Annotated in this window: 17 protein-coding genes; 4 read left to right on the top strand and 13 right to left on the bottom strand. The window is 66.0% G+C overall.

The annotated features are described in order from the left end of the window. Window positions 1-65: 65 nt before the first annotated feature. The 4 genes from STVA_RS12495 to STVA_RS12480 all read right to left on the bottom strand — a co-directional run bounded on the left by STVA_RS12495 (window position 66) and on the right by STVA_RS12480 (window position 3,856). A complete protein-coding gene (locus STVA_RS12495; RefSeq protein WP_197735862.1) occupies window positions 66-1,046 on the bottom strand; it encodes a Bug family tripartite tricarboxylate transporter substrate binding protein in 981 nt (326 codons plus the stop codon). An 87-nt stretch (window positions 1,047-1,133) separates the two neighbouring features. Beyond that, entirely contained in the window at window positions 1,134-1,598 is a 465-nt protein-coding gene (locus STVA_RS12490) for a GNAT family N-acetyltransferase (RefSeq protein ID WP_123688266.1), read from the bottom strand. Beyond that, window positions 1,595-2,155, bottom strand: a complete 561-nt coding sequence (locus STVA_RS12485) for a GNAT family N-acetyltransferase (protein ID WP_123688265.1) — start codon at window positions 2,153-2,155, stop codon at window positions 1,595-1,597. Before STVA_RS12485 ends, STVA_RS12490 begins: the two co-directional genes overlap by 4 nt. A 261-nt stretch (window positions 2,156-2,416) precedes the next feature. Continuing rightward, window positions 2,417-3,856 (bottom strand): rhodanese-like domain-containing protein, encoded by a 1,440-nt coding sequence (locus STVA_RS12480; RefSeq protein ID WP_170216314.1) that lies wholly within the window; start codon window positions 3,854-3,856, stop codon window positions 2,417-2,419. A gap of 218 nt (window positions 3,857-4,074) precedes the next feature. On the opposite strand from STVA_RS12480, the gene araD reads away from it, so the two are divergent. Both araD and STVA_RS12470 read left to right on the top strand, forming a co-directional pair. Then, window positions 4,075-5,796 (top strand): L-arabinonate dehydratase, encoded by a 1,722-nt coding sequence (gene araD / locus STVA_RS12475; RefSeq protein WP_123688263.1) that lies wholly within the window; start codon window positions 4,075-4,077, stop codon window positions 5,794-5,796. A 17-nt stretch (window positions 5,797-5,813) separates the two neighbouring features. Then, window positions 5,814-6,842, top strand: a complete 1,029-nt coding sequence (locus STVA_RS12470; protein ID WP_123688262.1) for a C-terminal binding protein — start codon at window positions 5,814-5,816, stop codon at window positions 6,840-6,842. A gap of 66 nt (window positions 6,843-6,908) precedes the next feature. Here STVA_RS12470 and STVA_RS12465 read toward each other — a convergent pair whose 3' ends face one another. The 9 genes from STVA_RS12465 to STVA_RS12425 all read right to left on the bottom strand — a co-directional run bounded on the left by STVA_RS12465 (window position 6,909) and on the right by STVA_RS12425 (window position 17,382). Then, window positions 6,909-7,784 (bottom strand): hypothetical protein, encoded by an 876-nt coding sequence (locus STVA_RS12465; protein WP_142235756.1) that lies wholly within the window; start codon window positions 7,782-7,784, stop codon window positions 6,909-6,911. Window positions 7,785-8,019: 235 nt separating this feature from the next. After that, window positions 8,020-9,111 (bottom strand): helix-turn-helix transcriptional regulator, encoded by a 1,092-nt coding sequence (locus STVA_RS12460; protein ID WP_123688261.1) that lies wholly within the window; start codon window positions 9,109-9,111, stop codon window positions 8,020-8,022. An 8-nt stretch (window positions 9,112-9,119) separates the two neighbouring features. After that, window positions 9,120-10,328, bottom strand: coding sequence for a hypothetical protein (locus STVA_RS12455; RefSeq protein WP_142235755.1), 1,209 nt, complete (start codon window positions 10,326-10,328; stop codon window positions 9,120-9,122). Window positions 10,329-10,779: 451 nt separating this feature from the next. Continuing rightward, a complete protein-coding gene (locus STVA_RS12450; RefSeq protein WP_123688260.1) occupies window positions 10,780-11,823 on the bottom strand; it encodes a C-terminal binding protein in 1,044 nt (347 codons plus the stop codon). Between the two features lie 22 nt (window positions 11,824-11,845). Beyond that, a complete protein-coding gene (locus STVA_RS12445) occupies window positions 11,846-13,021 on the bottom strand; it encodes a mandelate racemase/muconate lactonizing enzyme family protein (RefSeq protein WP_123688259.1) in 1,176 nt (391 codons plus the stop codon). A 10-nt stretch (window positions 13,022-13,031) separates the two neighbouring features. Then, on the bottom strand, window positions 13,032-13,937 hold the full coding sequence (locus STVA_RS12440) for a carbohydrate ABC transporter permease (protein WP_123688258.1): 906 nt from the start codon (window positions 13,935-13,937) through the stop codon (window positions 13,032-13,034). Further along, window positions 13,930-14,892 carry a carbohydrate ABC transporter permease gene (locus STVA_RS12435; protein ID WP_123688257.1) on the bottom strand — a complete coding sequence of 321 codons (963 nt, stop codon included), beginning with the start codon at window positions 14,890-14,892 and terminating at the stop codon, window positions 13,930-13,932. The genes STVA_RS12440 and STVA_RS12435 overlap by 8 nt, the downstream gene beginning before the upstream one ends. Window positions 14,893-14,960: 68 nt before the next feature. After that, window positions 14,961-16,292, bottom strand: coding sequence for an ABC transporter substrate-binding protein (locus STVA_RS12430; RefSeq protein WP_123688256.1), 1,332 nt, complete (start codon window positions 16,290-16,292; stop codon window positions 14,961-14,963). A 16-nt stretch (window positions 16,293-16,308) separates the two neighbouring features. Continuing rightward, window positions 16,309-17,382 carry an ABC transporter ATP-binding protein gene (locus STVA_RS12425; protein WP_123688255.1) on the bottom strand — a complete coding sequence of 358 codons (1,074 nt, stop codon included), beginning with the start codon at window positions 17,380-17,382 and terminating at the stop codon, window positions 16,309-16,311. Window positions 17,383-17,784: 402 nt separating this feature from the next. On the opposite strand from STVA_RS12425, the gene otnI reads away from it, so the two are divergent. Both otnI and denD read left to right on the top strand, forming a co-directional pair. Further along, on the top strand, window positions 17,785-18,573 hold the full coding sequence (gene otnI / locus STVA_RS12420) for a 2-oxo-tetronate isomerase (protein ID WP_123688254.1): 789 nt from the start codon (window positions 17,785-17,787) through the stop codon (window positions 18,571-18,573). Between the two features lie 36 nt (window positions 18,574-18,609). Beyond that, a complete protein-coding gene (gene denD, locus STVA_RS12415) occupies window positions 18,610-19,590 on the top strand; it encodes a D-erythronate dehydrogenase (RefSeq protein ID WP_123688253.1) in 981 nt (326 codons plus the stop codon). Window position 19,591: the final 1 nt, after the last annotated feature.

Raw genomic sequence — 19,591 nt, 5'->3', positions numbered from 1 at the left:
GGGAAGCGTAGCGGACCGGGCAGTCGAAGGGCGCACCAGCCAGCGAGCCAGCGCGCCCCCGCCTCTCAGTCCACCTGCGCGCCGGCCGCCTTCACGATCGCGGCCCAGCGGACGAGTTCGGCCTTCATCAGCGTGGCCAGGTCTTCCGGGCTGCCGCTGACCGGATCGACGCCCTGCTTCATCAGTGTCTCGCGCATGTCGGCCGAGGCCATGATGCCGGTGATCTCCTTGTTCAGGCGGTCGACGATCACGGGCGGCGTGCCGGCCGGCGCGTAGACCCCGAACCAGGCCGAGACCACGAAGTCGGCCGCTCCCGCCTCGCCCATCGTCGGCACGGACTTCAGGGCGGGCACACGCTCGGCCCCCGTCACCGCGAGCGGCCGCAGCTTGCCGTCCTCGATGAAGGGCAGCAGCGGCAGGTAGTGGTAGAACATGAGCTTCAGGTCGCCGCGCAGCAGCCCCTCGATCGCCTGGGCGCCGCCGCGATAGGGGACGTGCACCATGTCCAGCTTCTCGCGCGAGGCCAGCATGGCACCGGACAGGTGGTTGGACGTGCCGTTGCCGGACGAGCCGTAGTTCATCTCCCCCGGCCGCGCCCGGGAATAGGCCACCAGTTCGGCCAGGCTGTTCACCGGCACGGACGGATTGACCACCAGCACGTTGGGCGCGGTGCCGAACTGCGCCACCGGGGCGAAGTCCTTCACCGCGTCGTAGGTGATCTTCTTGTAGAGCGCGGGATTGATGGCGTGCGTGCCGATCGTCGCCATCAGGAGCGTGTAGCCGTCCGGGGCCGAGCGCGCGACATGCTCGGTGCCGATGGTGCCGCCGCTGCCGCCGCGATTGTCGATCACCACCTGCTCGCCCAGGGCCGGACCCAGCTTCTGGGCCAGGATGCGGCCCACCAGGTCGGTCGTGCTGCCGGCGGGAAAGGGCACCACCAGCCGCACCGGCTTGGCGGGATAGGTCTGGGCCCCGGCCGGCGCCGCGGCCAGCAGCAGTACCGCCGCGCCCGCAAGCAGGTGCCGCATCGTCGATGGCATCGTCATGATTCCTCCCGTTCGGTTCCGTGCCGCCCTTGTCGGCAGCTTGGCTGGCGGGGAGGCTACGACGGGATGGGCCGGATGCGGAAGCCGCTAGACGTGCCGCCGCGACAGGGTCTTGCACATGTAGACCCGCGGCCGCCCGCCGACCACCTTGCGCTCGTATTCGACATAGCCGAGGCGGCGATAGATGGCCTGATTCTCGGTCATCATCTGGTGGGTGTAGAGGCGCAGTTCCGTCAAGCCTGCGCCCAGCGCCTCCGCCTCAGCCAGTTCCATCAGGGCACGACCCATGCCGGTGCCCTGGTGGCCGGGGTCGATCGCGACGTTCTCCACCATCATGTGGTCGCGCGTCGCCTCCAGCAGCAGGAACCCCACCAGGCGATGCTCGCGCTCCACCACGAAGCCGCGCATCGCCTGGATCGCCTCGGCATAGTCGACCGTCATCGGGTAGGGCTTCTGGCCGATGCGCGCGACATAATGGCCGTAGGACCGGTCGACCAGCGCGGCCACGCGGGTGGCATCCACCGCCGTGGCCCGGCGCAGGCCCGCGATCATGGTTCGGCGAACATGGGGGTGGCCCCTGCCCCGGCCCGCGCGGCCAGGACCGGGCCAGGATCGTTCGCGGCACGCTGGATCATCCCCTGCACCCCATCGAGCGCGCCCGGGACAAGCTCCCGGGCGAGGAACCGGTGCGCCTCGACCGGCCCCGGCATGGACAGGTTGCGGGTCATGGCGCGGCTGAACCCGAAGGGCTCATAGTAGCCGGGATCGCCGACCAGCACGACGATCCGATGGCCGTCGGCCGCGGCCGCCGCCAACCCGTGGCGCATCAGCGCCTTGCCGAAGCCGAGACCCTGCAAGGCCGGGTCGACCGCCAGCGGCCCGAGCAGCAGGGCCGGCACCCGCTCCCACCCCAGCGCGATCGGCCAGAAGCGCAGGGTGGCTGCCACCGCGCCGGTCGGCAGGGTGTTGACGAAGGACAGGCTGTCGATCGGCGCCACGCCGTCCCGCAGCCGATAGGCGGTCTTGCGCTCGCGGCCGGGGGCGAAGCTGCGGTCCAGGATGTCTTCGATGGCGGCCGCGTCGTGCGGCGTCTCGAACCGGATGGTCATGGTCGTCCTCGGGATCGCTGTCGTGTGGCACCGGGCGGCGGCCCTGGTGCGGCGATCGGAGGACGGGGGCGATTATGCCTGGAGCCGTTCCCGGACGCGCACGCGGGCCACCATCCCCTCTCGGGATAGGCGGATCGCATCTCGTCGGAGTCGTCGGCTGAACAAGGTTCCCAGGCCCTTTCCGGGTGTTGCGGACGAAGCAGATATCATCGCGCCCGCCGCTATTCAAGATGCCAGGCGGACTTTCGTTTCGCGGCCCTCCTACCGGCCGGTGCGGTCCATCCTGCGCCATTCGCCGGTGGAGCCGACATTGGGGTCGGCGCCGGGGTCGTTGGTGCCGACATAGCCGCCGTTGCGATCGGCCCAGTAGTGCTTGTAGGTCATCGGCATCTCGACCGGCGGGCTGCCGAAGGGGTTGGCGAAGGTCTGCACGCCGCCCAGGTTCTCGCGCACGGCGAAGTTCCGCCGGTCCTGGCTCTCGTTGCGCTGGTCGGTGACGCCTTGCCAGTTCTTCTGCGACCAGTCGCGGTATTGGCGCTGGGCTTCGCCGAACGCCGCGGAGTTCTGCAGGTTCTGCTGCATGATCCCGCGCATGCCGAAGGCGGCCCCATTGTTGGCCGAGATCTGCTCGGCCGACGCCGGCAGCCACGACGCATAGCTGGGCCACTGGTCCTCGGCGGATATGGCCGCGGTCAACGCCATCGTCTGCGAATCATAGGCCGGCGCGACCGAGACCTTGGCCAGGCCGCGATAGGGGATGCCGCGCGCCTGGTAGCTGATCTCGAACTCCACCGCCTGCTGGAACCCCGCCGCCGGCCGGGCCGGCCGCTGCTGGCCGATCCGCAGGTTCTGCGGCTGCATGGCGGACAGCTTCTCGTAGGCAAAGCGCGTGGGCGGATAGTTGGGCGCCACGCCGGCGTTGCCCAGCATCAGCGTCATCGCCTGGCCATCCGGCGCCAGCAGGGTGAGCGCGAACTGGCCATCCTCGCCCACGCGCCAGCCGGGCGGCAGCGCGAAGGAGAAGAAGCGGCTCTGCCCGATGCGCAACTGCCCGGCCGGCCGTTGGCGGTCGCCGCCCCCGGCCGGCGTGCGCGCGACGGGCTGTACTGCGACGAACCCGCGCGGTCCCGCGTCGCCCGGCGGGGGGCTGGTGCCGGGCTGGCTGGCGTCCTGCTGGCGGCCGGTCTGGGTCGGCAGCCCGGCTGCCTTCCACGCCTCGATGCCGCCGCGATACCACAGGACGTTGGTGTAGCCGGCGTTGATGGCGCGCAACGCCGCATTGTAGGACATCCAGCATTCCCGCGAGAGGCAGTAGAAGACCAGGGCGACGTCGTTGCGCCCTTGCGTCTGCTGGCGCAGCAGCGCCCGCGCCTGCCCCTGCACCTGGTCGTCGAACGATCCCGGTTGGGCGAGCCACGGTGCAGGCACGGCACCGGGCAGCGTCTCGCGCTGGCCAAGGACATCGAAGACGACATGGGGCGCCTGGCGCCCCTGGATGAGTGCCGCCAGCCCCTGGGTGGTGATCACCTGCCCGCCCGGGATGCTGGCCGGCGTCGGCCCGTGCATGGCGCCCGCATGCAACTGCATGGTGGGTGGCACACCGAAATCCTGGCGCTCCATCTGCGCCTGACGATCCTGGGCCATGGCCGGTGTAGCCATGGCGAGTGCGCCGAGAAGAACCAGCGAGAGCCTGCCCGACATGCTGCGGATCCTTCCAAGGTTGTCCACCTGGAAGGGCATCATGCACCAAATCGGCATCGGTGCGCAGGGACGGCCGAATAAAGGGCCGGCTTTCGCCTTGCGGGCGGAAGTGGCTCGGCTACCATGGCGCGACCTGTCCGATCGGCACCGCCCCCGCTAGGGGGATGGCGCCCAATCAACATGCTCAACGCCCGATACATCCCCTGGGAGGATGCGACATGACGGAACGCCCGAAGCTGCGCAGCAGCGAATGGTTCGGCAAGCAGGACCGCGACGGCTTCGTGCACCGGAGCTGGATGAAGAACCAGGGCCTGCCGCAGCACCTGTTCGACGGGCGCCCCGTGATCGGCATCTGCAACACCTGGTCCGAGCTGACGCCCTGCAACGCGCATTTCCGCAAGATCGCCGAGCATGTGAAGCGCGGCGTCTATGAGATGGGCGGCTTCCCGCTCGAGTTCCCGGTGATGTCGCTGGGCGAGACGCTGATGCGGCCGACGACCATGCTGTTCCGCAACCTGGTCAGCATGGATGTCGAGGAATCGATCCGCGCCAACCCGATGGATGGCGTCATCCTGCTGGTCGGCTGCGACAAGACCACGCCCGCCCTGCTGATGGGGGCGGCCAGCTGCGACCTGCCGACGCTGGCCATCTCCGGCGGGCCGATGCTGAACGGGCGCTTCCGCGACGAGCAGATCGGGTCGGGCACCCACGTCTGGAAGTTCGGCGAGATGGTGCGCGCGGGCGAGATGTCGCTCGGCGACTTCATGGATGCCGAGGCCTGCATGTCGCGCTCGGCCGGGCACTGCATGGTGATGGGCACGGCCTCGACCATGGCCTCGATGGTGGAATCGCTCGGCATGGGCCTGCCCGCCAATGCCGCCATCCCGGCCGTCGATTCGCGCCGCTATGTGTTGGCCCACATGGCCGGCCGGCGCATCGTCGAGATGGTGAAGGAGGATCTGCGCATGTCGAAGATCCTGACGCGCGAGGCGTTCGAGAACGCCATCCGCGTCAACGGCGCCATCGGCGGGTCGACCAACGCGGTCGTCCACCTGCTGGCGCTGGCCGGGCGCATGGGGATCGACGTGTCGCTGGAGGACTGGGACCGGCTCGGCTGCGACGTGCCCTGCCTCGTCAACCTGATGCCGTCGGGCAAGTACCTGATGGAGGACTTCTTCTATGCGGGCGGCCTGCCGGCCGTCATCCGCGCGCTGGGCGACCGCATCCACAAGGACGCGATGACGGTGAACGGCCGCACCATGGGCCAGAACACCGAGGACGCGCCCAACTGGAACCCGGACGTGATCTTCCCGGCAGACGCGCCGTTCAAGGACCAGGGTGGCATCGCCGTGCTGCGCGGCAACCTGTGCCCGAACGGCGCCATCCTGAAGCCGTCGGCGGCCTCCCCCCACCTGATGAACCATCGCGGCCGCGCCGTCGTCTTCGAATCGATCGAGGATTTCCACCACCGCATCGACGACGAGGACCTCGACGTCGACGAGACCTGCGTCCTGGTGCTGAAGGGCTGCGGGCCGCGCGGCTACCCCGGCTTCCCGGAGGTCGGCAACATGCCGCTGCCGCCCAAGGTGCTGCGGAAGGGGATCACCGACATGGTGCGCATCTCCGACGCGCGCATGAGCGGCACCGCCTACGGCACCGTCGTGCTGCACACCGCGCCGGAATCGGCCGTCGGCGGCCCGCTGGCCCTGGTCCAGAACGGCGACATGATCGCGCTCGACGTCGCCGGCCGCACCCTGACGCTGGACGTGCCCGAGGAAGAGCTTGCCCGCCGCAAGGCGGCCTGGGTGGCACCCGAGCCGCGCCATGACCGCGGTTATGCCCGCCTCTACATCGACCATGTGATGCAGGCCGACACCGGCGCCGACCTCGACTTCCTGGTCGGCAAGAGCGGCGCCGAAGTCGCCCGCGAAAGCCATTGAGCGAGGACCGCAGCGTCATGCCGACCATACTCTACCCCGACACCCGTTTCCTGGGCGGCGCGGAGGCGGACCGCGCCGGTGCCGGCGATGGCATCGAACTCGCCACGTATGACGCGACGCGGCGGGAGCAGATCGCCGACGAGGTCTGGCGCGCGGCCGATGCCGTCATCCTGGGCATCGGCCTCAACATCACGGCCGACGTGGTCGAGCGGCTCGACAACTGCAAGATCATCATCCGAATGGGGGTCGGCTACGACAACATCGACGTCCGGGCGGCGGCCGGGCGCGGCATTCCCGTCGCCAACGTGCCCGACTATGGCACGACCGATATCGCCGACACCGCCATGGCACTGCTGCTCAACTTCACCCGCGGGGTCAGCGCCTACGACAACGCGTTGCGGCGGGACGTCGTCGCCAACTGGCATGTCAGCCACGCGCCGGTCATCCGCCGCACCAAGGGCATGGCGGCGGGCGTCATCGGGCTGGGGCGCATCGGCACGGCGTCGGCCCTGCGCCTCAAGGCGTTCGACCTGCCGGTGCATTTCTACGACCCCTACGTCTCGAACGGCACCGAGCTGGCGCTGGGCCTGACGCGCCACCAGTCCGTCGCCAGCCTGCTGTCGGCAGTCGACGCCGTCACCATCCACGCGTTCCTCAACGACGAGACTCGCGGACTGATCGACGGCGCGGCGGTGGCCGCCATGCGCAAGGGCACCATCCTCGTCAACACCGCGCGCGGGCCGATCTGCGATCTCGACGCCATCCATGACGGGTTGAAGTCCGGCCAGATCGCGGCCGCCGGCCTCGACGTGCTGCCGAACGAACCGCCCGATCCCGAGCACAAGCTGATCGCGGCCTGGCGCCGCGACGAGGACTGGATCCGCGGCCGCCTGGTACTGCTGCCCCACGCCGCCTACTACAGCGCCCAGAGCCTGTGGGACATCCGCTACAAGGCGGCGGAGACGGCGCGCCTGATGCTGACGGAAGGGCGGCTGCGGAATTGCGTGAATGGGGAGTTGCTGCGCGAGGCTGGGTTTGGGCGATAGGACACGCAAGCGAGCTACAGATAGTCCCCTGGCCGCTCACAGCATGAATATTCTGTCTTAGTATCTCTACAAGCCAACGAGATTCACCCAGTGCCCGAACGATTCTGGAAGTAACTGTCGTTGGCTACGTATAAATGATAAGACTTTAGATCTCGGAATTATAGTGACGTTATGAGGTACAACATCCCCATAATCTTCACACGATGCAAATAGAAACGTTGTAGTCTCGCCGGCATACTTGGCGGCATCTATTCCTTCATGCCCGGACTTTACCTGCACTATTCCTCTTTTGCCAGTATTGCGGTCGACCAGCACAAACTCATAGTGGGGAGTGTCCTTTCGGCGCGTTCCGGGCATCACATACCAGCCGCAAACCTGGAGATAGATCGATATGAGATTTTCTAAATCCTCATCGCTCAGATATTCAAATATATCCCGCGTACCCGGTTCAGCTGGCTTCAGCCCCATCATGGCGCTGCTGTACTCCAGCATTTGCTGGCTATCGATCGCCTGAAACGTTCTCGGCGGCCGGAAGCACGAGATGACCTTTCCGGGAACGGCATCAACCAGACCAACCTTTAGAATCCGGGCTGTGCGATAATTTACGATGTCGGTAGAAATATGTATTCCCGAGTAATAATAGTTCCATGGCCCGGTTATTTCGGCGAGGTAATAATATCCCTTGGTATTTCTGAACCAAACAAGATCCCCGACCGCTGCCTCTTCGCCGAAAACACGCACACTACTCCAGGGAGACGTACCATCATAGAATTTTTCCGCCGCCGCCTTATATAAAGGAAAATCAAAATAATGTGTAACGCCTAAATCAGGAACGGACCATCCCATCCCAATAATATTATTCTTGATGCAAAAGTCGATGCTGCGATCTGTATCTCCATCGCCCTCGCGCGGCCTTATGTGTAAGCGCCATAGTCTTTTCACACGCTTTCTCCCTACGCAAAGTGCGGAATATACGGCTTCTATCCCCACTTTATACTGAGAATTTCAACATCACAGCCTGGATGCCTTTTGTTCAATTCTTGAATCAGGATGCTGTCCGAGCGTGAGGGAAGTTGTCCTGACCAATAAAAGAATGACCAAGCCGTCGTGCCACGTTTTCTATATCGATACTTCACGGAAACGAAAATGCGAGCCAAGGCATTCCTCCACGATTTTGTTACACCGCAAGATCATTCGCTGATGGATGAGGCTGTGACGATAGATAAGAGCGCAAGGTCCAGCTAGCCTCCGCCAAAAGCGTTGCATACGTTTCCCGTAGAACTGGTGGCGATAGAATCTTCAAGGCGCTCCCCCATGTGAATGCATGCCAGCACATCTCCCGCATTCCGGTCGCCCGGAATCTGACAATCAGGGTTCCGTCACCAAGCCTCTCCATCGTTTGGGATGGGTGAAAGCGAAACTTGACTGCATCGCTGGCCGCATCGGCCGAAAATTGCCATTGAACGTCCATAGGTTCGCCATCGCGGAAGACCCCAAAGGATTCAGACGCGAATGCGGCGAGATTGAACGGCTGCCTCTTAAACGACGTATCGAGGACCTCGAGGTCCTCAATTCCATCAAGGGCGAATAGACGAAAGTCGAGTACCTCTGGGTTCAAGCTGAAGGCGACCAAGTAATGACGTCCGTTGCCATGGAGGAAACCGTAGGGGCAGAGTGTAGTCTGGCTTTTCTCTCCCGTCCCCCGGGCTCGATAGAGCATGTGGACCTCGCGATTGGCCAGGATCGCACGTCGCAGTGTACCCATCGTTGCCCCATCGACCGGAACTTGCGGTGCGGCCCGAGGGATCAGCCCTTCGGCATCCACCAATGCTTCTAGGTCGGGTTCCAGTCGGACCTGGGCGCGCTTGTCTAACTGCGCGCGGGTCTTCAGTGCCAGTTGCTCGATCCGCGCCGCCTCCAAGCTGCGGCCATCCCGCCTCAATATTTGCGCGGCCAGCGCAAGATCAGCGAGTTCGTCCGCGCTCGTCGAAGGCGTCAGGCCACGATGCCGTCCCGGAATCCGCCATCGCTTGGGGCGGTCGCCCGGATTTGCTTGTTCGATGGTCGGATACAACCGCTCGGCAGCGTTGCGGAGACGTTCGGCAGTGCTCCGGCTAAGGGGCTCGACGGTGAAGTCCCTTCGGATATCCTCAAGCGATACTCCAGCTGCAGATGCCTGCATCGCCGTCGCAATGCGTTGAAGCAGTTCCGCGTGTCCATACCGCCCGTACTGGCCTCGTCGAGGGGTCTTGCCTTTCGCCAACGACATGACCTACCTCAGTTATCGGCCGGCTGGCGGAGGGGGCATTCGATGCCTTGCGAGCGCATGATCCACGTCCGAATCTCGTCCAGTGCCTGTCCCTCCACGGGGTCGCCGTCGGCCGCGATCATTTCCGCAAGTGTCCATCGATCAGCATGATCACGTGCGACCAAGACCGTGGCGCGAACTGGCGCGTGAACGGCGTAGAGATAACACTGACCAAGAAGCACGCGAGCGAGGTGCTGATCCGTGCAATTGTTCTGCGTTTCCCCCTCCCGTAGCATTGCCTGCACCGTGTCGAGGGGTCGGATGATGTCGGTCCCCGGTATCGGTGGTGGCGGAAGCGCCACCTCGGCAATCTGTCGTTTTGCTGACCATTGAAGCAGTGGAACGCGCCAACACCGGTCGAGCTTCGTAAACGCCGCTTCTATCTCGGCAATGCTCTGGAACTGCCGCAGCAGGCTTGGCCGCTCCTCGGCCACCGCACGAATGGTGACCAATCGGGACAATAGCCCAGAACAGTCGTCCTCCTGCTGCGACAGTTCGAAGAGCAAACCCGGTCCAACCAACTTGCCAGCGGCATGGTGGCTTTGAAGTTGCAACATTTGGCGTGTCAGTCGCGGCATATGAGACAGGCGCCGCACCCGCCGATCATCGTGTGACAGGTCTCGCAGATACTGGAGCCCAGCCAAGTCCACGTGTGAGGCGGGAATCTTCGCAAGCAATCGCGCAACTGCCCGCGATTGATGAAACCCCAGCCATCTGAGGGCTTCTCGGAAACCCCGACGTAGGCGCCTCTCGATCGCAGCCGGAGCGTCCTTCGACTGGGTGCCGCAGAATTCCGCCGCATGTGAAAGCGCGAAGGCGAGCGCAGGGCTCCAACCGATCACGCCGAGCAAGCGTGGGGCATAGGCCGCGGCAGCGAGCACGCGCCATTGCCCGGTCCGATACAGTTCCAGTTGCCGACGCAATTGGGAGGGAATGGCCTCCGCATAGCTTGCGCGGGCGGGCGAACCGCCAGCCGTCCCCGATCGCCCCTCCGGCAATGCGATCTTGAAGGCTGGATCGTAAAGCCGCCACCGTCTGCTTCCTGATCGCCGTGTCCAAGCCCCTGGTCGCGGCCATGGTGTCAGTATCGCGACCGATCGGTCGCCGAGGCTAATGAGACGCCCCCGGTCGAAGAAGAAGCCTTCCGTGCCGGGATCGACCAGAAGTTCGCCCCACATTACCGGAGCCTTTTTTGCCGAAGGTCCAGTAGGGCGCCCTCCGCGGCTCTGCGGGCCCGATCTGGACCTGATGCTTCGCCTTGCCCCCAAACCGCAGGTCCGCCGGCCCGTAGCACCGATGAAATATCCGCCAGGTCGAGGCAGATCATGCCTCGAGTTGTCAGCAGATCTGTGATCGACAGCACGACGGACACAATCGCTGCATCGCTCCGCCCCACCGGTCCCGATTGCTCGTCTCCGAATCCCTTCGCCGGATCCTGTACAGAAGGTATCCGTTCGCAGCCCGTTGCCACGCACTCGTTGCAATTGCGCATCCCGACCTCACACCGCTGTGACGCTGTCGATGATGAGTTGCGAGTACGTCAAAATTGGCCGTATTCGATCAACTGGCCGAAGATGTGGAAGAGGAATTGGTGGGCGTGATGAACGCCCACCGGAATTCGCTTCGCCCTTACGAGTTCGGCCCCCGCTCCATCGACACCGGCTGCCAGCGGCGGAGCCCGCTGTTCGGCAGCACGGTCGGGTTGACGCAGGACATCGGCCAGCGGCCGGACAGGACGAGCGACAACTCCTGCCCGACGCGGCGCTTGCGGGCGACGTCGAAGCGGGCGGATGCGGATGCGTTGTGCGGCGACAGGATGACCTGGGGCATGCGCAGCAGCGGGTTGTCCTGCTGCGCCGGCTCCACCTCGAACACGTCGAGGCCGGCGCTGGCGATCCAGCCTTCCTCCAGCGCCTTGATCAGGCCGGATTCCTGCACGGTCGGGCCACGGCCGGTGTTGATGAAGATGGCGGTCTTCTTCATCTGCCGGAAATGCTTCTCCTTCAGCATGCCCTCGGCCTCGGGCGTCGCCGGGACGTGCATCGACACGAAGTCGGAGTTCTGCAGCACCTCCGACAGGCTGGCGGGCTGCACGCCCTCGCCCGAGATGGTCAGCTCGTCGATGAAGGGGTCGTAGGCCATCAGGCGCAGGCCGAAGGGGGCGGCGCGCTTGGCGACGGCGCGCGCCACGCGGCCGAAGCCGATGAAGCCCAGCGTCAGGCCCATCAGGCGGGGGATCTGGAGGAGCTGCGGCCGGCCCTCGCTCCAGCGGCCTTCGCGGACCATCTTGTCCTGCTCGAAGGCGCGGCGGTGGGTCGCCAGCAGCAGCATCATGGCGTGGTCGGCCACCTCCTCGATGAAGGTGTCGGGGCAGTTGGTGACGGGGATGCCCTTGGCCGTGGCCGCCGCCACGTCGACATAGTCGACGCCGACGGTGCCCAGCGTGATGACCTTGGCCCGGTCCAGCGCGCCGATCATGGCCTTGGTGAACTTCATGCCCTTGGCGTAGACGGCATCGACGCCGGGGGCGGCGGCGATGAAGCCGGCCTCGGTCGCCGGGCACTCGACGATCTCGGCGTCGATATGCTCGAGCGCTTCCATCTCGTAGTCGTAGCCGCCGCCGGCCACGGTAAAGGAGGCGCCCGCGGGCGTCAGGATACGGAACTTCGACAAGATGCTTCCTCCGACGGGCAGGCTAGATCTTCGGCGGCCGGGCCCGGATCGCCGCTTCGTTCACCTCGGTCCCCCACCCGGGCAGGTCGGGCAGGACGAACTCGCCATCCTCGATCACCGGCGGCCGGGTCACGAACTCGTCGCGCCACGGCGTCGAATCGATGTCGATCTCCATGATGCGGAAGTTCGGCACCGAGGCCGAGAAGTGCGCGCTGTGGTAGGAGCAGAGGTGGCCGTAGAAATTGTGCGGGGCGACGTTCACCTCGAACGTTTCGGCCATCGCCGCGATCTTCATGCTCTCGCCCAGGCCGTTCCACGGCACGTCGACGATGCCGACATCCATGGCATAGTTCTGGAGATAGGGCAGGAAGTCCCGCCGGCCGTGCAGCGTCTCGCAGGACGCGATCGGGCATGGCGCGTCGCGCCGGATAAGGGCCAGGCTGGACGGGTCGTGGGTGTCGATCTCCAGCCAGGTCATGCGGAACGGCGCGATGGCCTCGGCCACCCGCTTGTAGCCCTCGGTCTTGAAGTTGAAGTTAGTGTCGAGCATCAGCCCCATCTCCGGGCCGATGGCATCGCGGATGCAGCCGAGCTGGCGCTGGATATCCTCCAGCAGGGCATTGTCCCAGTTCAGCTCGGGCCACCCGACGGTGCGCGCGAAGCCCGGCACGAAGGATTGCAGCTTGCCGTCGCGCCAGCGGAAGATGTTGGTCTTCAGGCAGCGAAAGCCCATCGCCTTCACCTCCGCCGCGTGGCGGGCCAGGTCCTCGTAGCTGTTCAGTTCCGGCAGGAAGCCGCGGCCGCGCTGGCCGATGCGGTAGGTGCCGAAATGCGACCAGTAGACCGGTATGCGTTCCCGGATCGGCCCGCCGAACAGGGCCGAGACGGACTTGCCCGCTTCCTTGCCGCGCACGTCGAGCAGGGCGTTCTCGATGGCGGCGATCGCCTGCTGGTTCAGCCCGCCGCGCGCCTGGCGGGTGGCGATGTGCAGGCGGGCGAGGATGGCCTCGCTCCGCCTGGGGTCCATGCCGATGCAGAGCGGCGCCAGCACGCCGATCACCTGCGACAAGCCCTTGCTGCCGAAATCCTCGTTGTATTCGGACCAGCCGGTGATGCCGCAGGCGGTGCTGATCTTGACGAACGAGAAGGTTCGCCAGCCGGCGTCGGCGATCAGCGTGTCGATGCGCTCGATCTTCATGGGAGGTGCACTACTCCTTCACGGCGCCGGTGAGCGACGAGACGTAGTAGTCGACGAAGAAGGAATAGAAGATCGCGACCGGCAGCGACCCCAGCAGCGAGCCCGCCATCAAGGCCCCCCACTGGTAGACGTCGCCCGAGATCAGCTCGGTCAGGATGGCCACCGGAACGGTCTTGTTCTCGCTGCTCTGGATGAAGGCGAGCGAGTAGATGAACTCGTTCCAGGACAGCGTGAACGAGAAGATGCCGGCGCTGATCAGCCCGGGCACCGCCAGCGGCAGGGTGATCCGCCGCAGGATCTGCAGGCGGGTCGCCCCGTCGATGAGGGCGCATTCCTCCAGCTCGTAGGGGATCGACTTGAAGTAGCCGATCAGCAGCCAGGTGCAGAACGGCACCAGGAAGGTCGGGTAGGTCAGGATCAGCGCGATCGGGCTGTCGAACAGGCCGAACTGGTAGACCATGGTCGCCAGCGGGATGAACAGGATCGACGGCGGCACGAGGTAGGCCAGATAGATCGCCAGCCCGACATACTGGCTGCCCTTGAAGCGCAGCCGCTGGATCGCATAGGCCGCCAGCACGCTGGAGAAGAGCGACAGGACCGTGGCGCACACCGCCACCGTCATGGTCGTCAGGATCCAGCGCGGGTAGGCCGTGTCGAACAGCAGCTTGTAGATGTGGTCGAGCGTCGGCTTGGCGATCCAGAACGGGTTGTAGGTCTTGTAGTCGTAGAGCTCGGCGTTCGGTTTGAACGACGTCACCGCCATCCAGTAGAACGGGAAGAGCAGGATGAAGACGAAGCAGGCGAGCGGGACATAGATCGTCACCACCCGGCGCGCCCGATTGTCCCAGTGCATCGCCTCCGGTGCGACCGTCGCGGTCGAAGGCGTGTCGGTGTTGGCGGCCGCGGCGTCAGTCATTGGCCTCTCCTTGCTGCCACTTCCGCCGTGCCAGCGCGAAATAGCTGAACAGCGTCGCGAAGACGAGGAAGGGGATCATCGAAACGGCGATGGCCGCCCCCTCGCCCAGGTTGCCGCCGGGAATGCCGCGCTGGAAGGCGAGCGTCGCCAGCAGGTGGGTGGAGTTGACCGGGCCGCCGCGGGTGATGGCGTAGACGAGCTGGAAATCGGTGAAGGTGAAGATGATCGAGAAAGTCATCACGATCGCCAGGATCGGCAGCAGCAGCGGGAAGGTGATGAAGCGGAAGCGCTGCCACCCGGTGGAGCCGTCCAGCAGCGCCGCCTCGTAGAGCGAGGGCGAGATCGTCTGCAAACCGGCCAGGAGCGTGATGGCGACGAAGGGGATGCCACGCCAGATGTTGGCGAAGATCAGCGACCAGCGCGCGGGCCAGGTCGACCCCAGGAAGTCGAAATAGGTGGTCCGCCAGCCCAGCACGTCGACGAAGACGTAGGAGATGATCGAGAACTGGGCGTCGTAGATCCACCAGAAGGCGATGGCCGATAGCACCGTCGGCACGATCCAGGGCAATAGGATGATGGCGCGCAACAGGCTCTTGAACGGCAGGTGGTTATTCAGCAGCAGCGCCAGCCACAGGCCCAGGCCGAATTTACCGACCGTCGCCACCGAGGTGTAGAACACGCTGTAGAACACCGCCTGCCAGAACAGCCGGTCGCCCATCAGGTACTCGAAATTCTCCAGCCCGACCCAGACGCCGCTGCGCCCGATGGTCGTGTCGGTGAAGGCCAGCCAAATGCCGAGGCCGAGCGGATAGGTGAGGAACACCAGCAGCAGCCCGGCCGCGGGCAGCATGCACATGAAGATCAGGAAAGGCTTCCAGTCGAACAGGCGGACGAGCCAGGACGGCTGGATGTTCGGGCGCGTCCATTGCGCGTGCGTGACGTCGGTGCCGGCCATCGGTCCTCCAGGGACAAGCGTGCCGGGCTGCCGGGAACAGGGTCCCCGGCAGCCCGGCGATCATCCGGTCAGCGGTAGTAGCGACGGCTTCTGCGCTCGGCCTCGCGCACGGCCTCCTCGGGCGTCTGCTGGCCGGAAGCCACGCCCGCGCACATCTGCACCATGATGTACTCGGCCGCGACCGTGCCGGCGGCGTGGCTGATCGGGCCCTTGTAGCCGCTCCAGAACTGGTTCTCGGTGCCGTTGCGGTAGACTTCCAGCTTGGGATCGGAATCCCACACCTTGCTCTTCCCGTAGGCGCGCAGCGTGTGCGACCAGTAGCCCAGGCACCCCGTCAGCCACGGGTCGTACTGGTCGGCCTCCATCATGTAGGTCAGGAACGCCTTGGAGGCGTTGGGGAACTTGGTGTGCTTGAACACCATCCCGTTCAGGATCAGCGCCGACTGCGGCGTCTTGCCGACCAGCCCGGACGGCAGCGGCGCGTGGTCGGTGTCGTCGGCGATGGCCTTGGTGGCCGGATCGTTCTTCAGCGCGAAGTACATCGAGACGCCGTTGGCGGTCAGCCACAGTTCCTGCGCGGCATAGGCGCGGTTGTTGCTGACGTCGCCCCAGGACAGCGTGCCGGGGATGAAGGTCTGGTACAGCTCCTTCAGGTACTTCAGGGACTCGATCGTCTCCTTGCTGTTGATCGCGACCTTGCCCGCCTCGTCGACGAGATAGCCGCCATGGGACCAGACGACCCAGTTGGCGAAGCCGTTGCCGTCGCCGACGGCGTTGCCGAGCGCGAAGCCGGCCGGCTTGTTCATCTTCTTGAAGGCCGCGCAGACCTTCACGAACTCGCCCAGGTCGTTGGGGATCTTGTCGAAGCCAGCTTCCTTCAGCGCCGACTTGCGATAGACGATCGGGCCGGTCGACCCGCCGAAGGGAATGCCGATCCAGTTGTTGGTGCCGACCTTCTTGCCGTACTTCTCGCCCAGGAACGACCAGCCGCCATACTTCTTGCCGAGATACTCGGCGATGTCGGACAGCTCCAGCACCTTCTCGGCGTAGACGTGCGGGTCCTCGGCCCAGCCGATGACGATGTCGGGGCCGGCGCCGGTGTTGGACGACACGGCGGTCTGCTGGCGGATGTCCTCCCAGCCCACGAAGTCCACCCGGACCTCGACGCCCGTCTCCTTCGCGAACTTGGCGGCGTTGGCGCGGAAGATGGTCTCGTCCGGCTCGACGAAGCGGGCCGGACGCAGGACGCGGAGCGTCGCCCCCTTCTCGATCGGCAGGCTGGGCGCGGCCACGTCGGCGCGCGGGATGGCCTGGGCGGCAGCCTGGCTGGCGAAGGTCGCGGCGGCGGCGGCGCCACCGATGATCTTGAGCGAGTCGCGTCGCGTGATGATGTTGGCCATTATTTCCCTCCCATTCTTATGCCGGTGTTCCGGCTTGGATCCGCTGACCGGTCTTGCGGTCGAACAGATGGACGAGATCGCGCTCGGCCGTGATCGACACCATCTCGCCCGGCTGGGCGGAGACCCGCTCGCGGAAGGCGCCGATCACCGACTGCTGGCCGATGCGGAACGTGACCTGGGTTTCCGAGCCCGTCGGCTCCACGAGCTGGACGGTGGCCGGGATGCCGTTGGGGTCGAGCTTCAGGTGCTCGGGCCGGACGCCGTAGACGACGCCGTTGCCGTTCCCCTTGCTCAGCCCGTGCGAGGGCAGTGGCCAGGACGTGCCGTCCGGCCCGCGGAAGACGCCATCGGCCAGCTCGCCTTCCAGCATGTTCATGGCGGGCGAGCCGATGAAGCCGGCGACGAAGAGGTTGTTGGGGCGGTCGTAGAGCTCGAGAGGGCGGCCCGCCTGTTCGATGTTGCCGCTGTTCATCACGACGATCTTGTCGGCCATGGTCATGGCCTCGATCTGGTCGTGGGTGACGTAGACGGTCGTCACCTTCAGGCGCTGGTGCAGTTCCTTGATCTCGGAGCGCATCTGCACGCGCAGCTTGGCGTCAAGGTTAGACAGCGGCTCGTCGAAGAGGAACACCTGCGGGCTGCGGACGATGGCCCGGCCCATGGCCACGCGCTGGCGCTGGCCGCCCGAGAGTTGGCGCGGATAGCGGTGGAGGAGCTGCTCCAGGCCGAGGATGCGCGCGGCCCGGCCCACCTCGCGCTCCATCACGTCCTTGGGCGCCTTCGCGAGCTTCAGGGAGAAGCCCATGTTGTCGAAGACGGTCATGTGCGGATAGAGCGCGTAGTTCTGGAACACCATCGCGATGTCGCGATCCTTGGGCGGCACCTGGTTGACCACCCGGCCGCCGATCGAGATCTCGCCGCCGGTGATGTTCTCCAGCCCGGCCAGCATGCGCAGCAGCGTGGATTTTCCGCAGCCCGACGGCCCCACCAGGACCACGAATTCGCCGTCGTCGATATCGACGCTGACTCCGTGCAGCACCTCGAAATGACCGAATGCCTTCCGCACTTGGCGGATTCCGACCGTCGCCATTCACCCTCCCTATCCGGACTGTTGGGCCTGCCCGGTGATCGGCCATAGGCCGCGCGAAAAGCGCGTCGCCTTGCCGCATTGATGCCCCATTGCGCCGGGACTGGGCCGCCATGTCAACAGCCCCGCGCGCAGGATCGTCGACAATCTTCGCGCGTCCTCGCCGGCCGTCTCGCAGCACCCTGGTCGTGCGTGCCCGGAACCTCGGAAAATGCGGGCTTATGGCTTGCCGGTCGCGTCGTGGCTTCTGGCTGTGTACCGGCAGCGGCGCAATTGTCCGTATGATTGTCGACATGCCGATGACTTCCCGGCGTCCGGTGGCGGACTCGACGCGCCCGGCATTCCCTCCGGCCGGATGGTCGGCTAGGGTCCAGGGCTGACGCCAGAAATCACGGACGCAAGCCCATGCCCCGCCTCGCCGCCAATCTGTCGATGATGTTCAACGAGGTCCCGTTCCTCGACCGCTTCGCCGCCGCCGCCGGTTGTGGATTCCGCGGCGTCGAGTTCCTCTTTCCCTATGAATGGCCGGCCGAGGAGGTGGCGCGGGCTGCCCGCGACGCCAGCGTCGAGGTGTGCCTGTTCAACACGGCCGCCGGCGACTGGGGCAAGGGCGAGCGCGGCTATGGCGGGTTGCCCGGCCGCGAGCAGGCCTTCGCCGATGCCGTCGACCAGGCGATCCATTATGCCGGCGTGCTGGGCTGCCCGCGCATCCACCTGATGGCCGGCCTGGTGCCGCAGTCGGCGACGCGCGAGGCCTGCGAGGCGGTGTTCGTGTCGAACCTGGGCAAGGCCGCGGCCAAGCTGGCAGCCGCCGGCCTGACCGGCCTGCTGGAGCCGCTCAACACGCTGGACGCCCCGGGCTACCTGCACAACCGCACCGACCACGCGCTGGGATACGTCGCGGCCGTCGCCAGCCCGGCGCTGAAGCTGCAACTCGACCTCTATCATGTGCAGATCATGGAGGGAGACCTTGCCCGCAAGGTCGAGGGGCTGGCCGGGCGCTACGGCCATGTGCAGATCGCCGGCAACCCGGGCCGCAACGAGCCCGACGTGGGCGAGATCAACTACCCCTACCTGTTCGAGCTGTTCGATCGCATCGGCTACACCGGCTGGATCGGCTGCGAGTATCGCCCGCGCGCCGCCACCACCGACGGGCTCGGCTGGGCCGCCCCCTGGGGCATCCGTGCGGCCTGAGCCCCTGCCCTCTCCTTTCGTCCGGAGTCCTGATCCATGAAGGTCGTCATCACCGGCGGCGGCGGCTTCCTCGGCCGCAAGCTGGCCGCAGCCCTGCTCAACCACCATGCGCTGATCGACGCGCGCGGCCGGCCCTTCACCGCCAGCCAGGTCGTCTGCTTCGATGCCATGCCGTTCGACCCGCCGATGCCGGCCGACCCGCGCATCAAGACGGTCGTCGGCGACATCGCCGACGCCAACACGGTGCGCGAGCTGATCGATTCCGACGTGGCCTCGGTCTTCCACCTGGCGGCCGTGGTCAGCGCCGGGGCGGAGGCCGATTTCGACCTCGGCATGCGGGTCAACCTGGACGGCACGCGCCACGTGCTCGATGCCTGCCGCGCGCTGCCGAACCCGGCCAAGGTCATCTTCACCAGCTCGCTGGCGGTCTATGGCGGCGACCTGCCGGCCACCGTCACGGATGCGACGCCGATCACGCCGCAGACCTCCTACGGCGCCCAGAAGCTGATCGGCGAGTACCTGCTGACCGACTACAGCCGCAAGGGGTTCCTCGACGGCCGCGCGCTGCGCCTGCCGACGATCGTCGTGCGTCCGGGCAAGCCGAACAAGGCGGCCTCCACCTTCGCCTCCAGCATCGTCCGCGAGCCGCTCCAGGGCGATGGCGCGATCTGCCCGGTGACGCCGGAGACGCGCATGCCGATCCTGTCGCCGCGCAAGGCGGTGGCGGCCTTCCTGCATGTCCATGACCTGCCGGCCGAGGCGCTGGGCGCCCATCGCGGCATCCTGCTGAACGGCATCTCGGCCCCGGTCGGCGAGATGGCCAAGGCGGTCGAGCGCCATGGCGGCGCCGCGGCGGCCAAGCGGATCGAGTGGAAGCCGGACCCGGCGATCCAGAAGATCGTATCCTCCTGGCCCGCCGCCATCGATGCCGAGCGCGCACGGCGCCTGGGTTTCCACGTCGACCGCGACATCGACGAGATCGTCACCAACTTCATGGCCGACGATATCCGTCGCTAGG

The sequence above is a fragment of the Stella humosa genome (genome assembly GCF_006738645.1).
Taxonomy (GTDB): domain Bacteria; phylum Pseudomonadota; class Alphaproteobacteria; order ATCC43930; family Allostellaceae; genus Allostella; species Allostella humosa.
The sequence above is the reverse complement of the archived record's forward strand: the minus strand, read 5'-3'. Positions and strand labels throughout refer to the sequence as shown.

What these genes read in the sequence shown, in the direction of transcription:
- STVA_RS12495 (WP_197735862.1), bottom strand. Translation starts at nt 1,046, where the DNA reads ATGACGATGCCATCGACGATGCGGCACCTGCTTGCGGGCGCGGCGGTA.
- STVA_RS12490 (WP_123688266.1), bottom strand. Translation starts at nt 1,598, where the DNA reads ATGATCGCGGGCCTGCGCCGGGCCACGGCGGTGGATGCCACCCGCGTG.
- STVA_RS12485 (WP_123688265.1), bottom strand. Translation starts at nt 2,155, where the DNA reads ATGACCATCCGGTTCGAGACGCCGCACGACGCGGCCGCCATCGAAGAC.
- STVA_RS12480 (WP_170216314.1), bottom strand. Translation starts at nt 3,856, where the DNA reads ATGTCGGGCAGGCTCTCGCTGGTTCTTCTCGGCGCACTCGCCATGGCT.
- araD (WP_123688263.1), top strand. Translation starts at nt 4,075, where the DNA reads ATGACGGAACGCCCGAAGCTGCGCAGCAGCGAATGGTTCGGCAAGCAG.
- STVA_RS12470 (WP_123688262.1), top strand. Translation starts at nt 5,814, where the DNA reads ATGCCGACCATACTCTACCCCGACACCCGTTTCCTGGGCGGCGCGGAG.
- STVA_RS12460 (WP_123688261.1), bottom strand. Translation starts at nt 9,111, where the DNA reads ATGTCGTTGGCGAAAGGCAAGACCCCTCGACGAGGCCAGTACGGGCGG.
- STVA_RS12455 (WP_142235755.1), bottom strand. Translation starts at nt 10,328, where the DNA reads ATGTGGGGCGAACTTCTGGTCGATCCCGGCACGGAAGGCTTCTTCTTC.
- STVA_RS12445 (WP_123688259.1), bottom strand. Translation starts at nt 13,021, where the DNA reads ATGAAGATCGAGCGCATCGACACGCTGATCGCCGACGCCGGCTGGCGA.
- STVA_RS12440 (WP_123688258.1), bottom strand. Translation starts at nt 13,937, where the DNA reads ATGACTGACGCCGCGGCCGCCAACACCGACACGCCTTCGACCGCGACG.
- STVA_RS12435 (WP_123688257.1), bottom strand. Translation starts at nt 14,892, where the DNA reads ATGGCCGGCACCGACGTCACGCACGCGCAATGGACGCGCCCGAACATC.
- STVA_RS12430 (WP_123688256.1), bottom strand. Translation starts at nt 16,292, where the DNA reads ATGGCCAACATCATCACGCGACGCGACTCGCTCAAGATCATCGGTGGC.
- STVA_RS12425 (WP_123688255.1), bottom strand. Translation starts at nt 17,382, where the DNA reads ATGGCGACGGTCGGAATCCGCCAAGTGCGGAAGGCATTCGGTCATTTC.
- otnI (WP_123688254.1), top strand. Translation starts at nt 17,785, where the DNA reads ATGCCCCGCCTCGCCGCCAATCTGTCGATGATGTTCAACGAGGTCCCG.
- denD (WP_123688253.1), top strand. Translation starts at nt 18,610, where the DNA reads ATGAAGGTCGTCATCACCGGCGGCGGCGGCTTCCTCGGCCGCAAGCTG.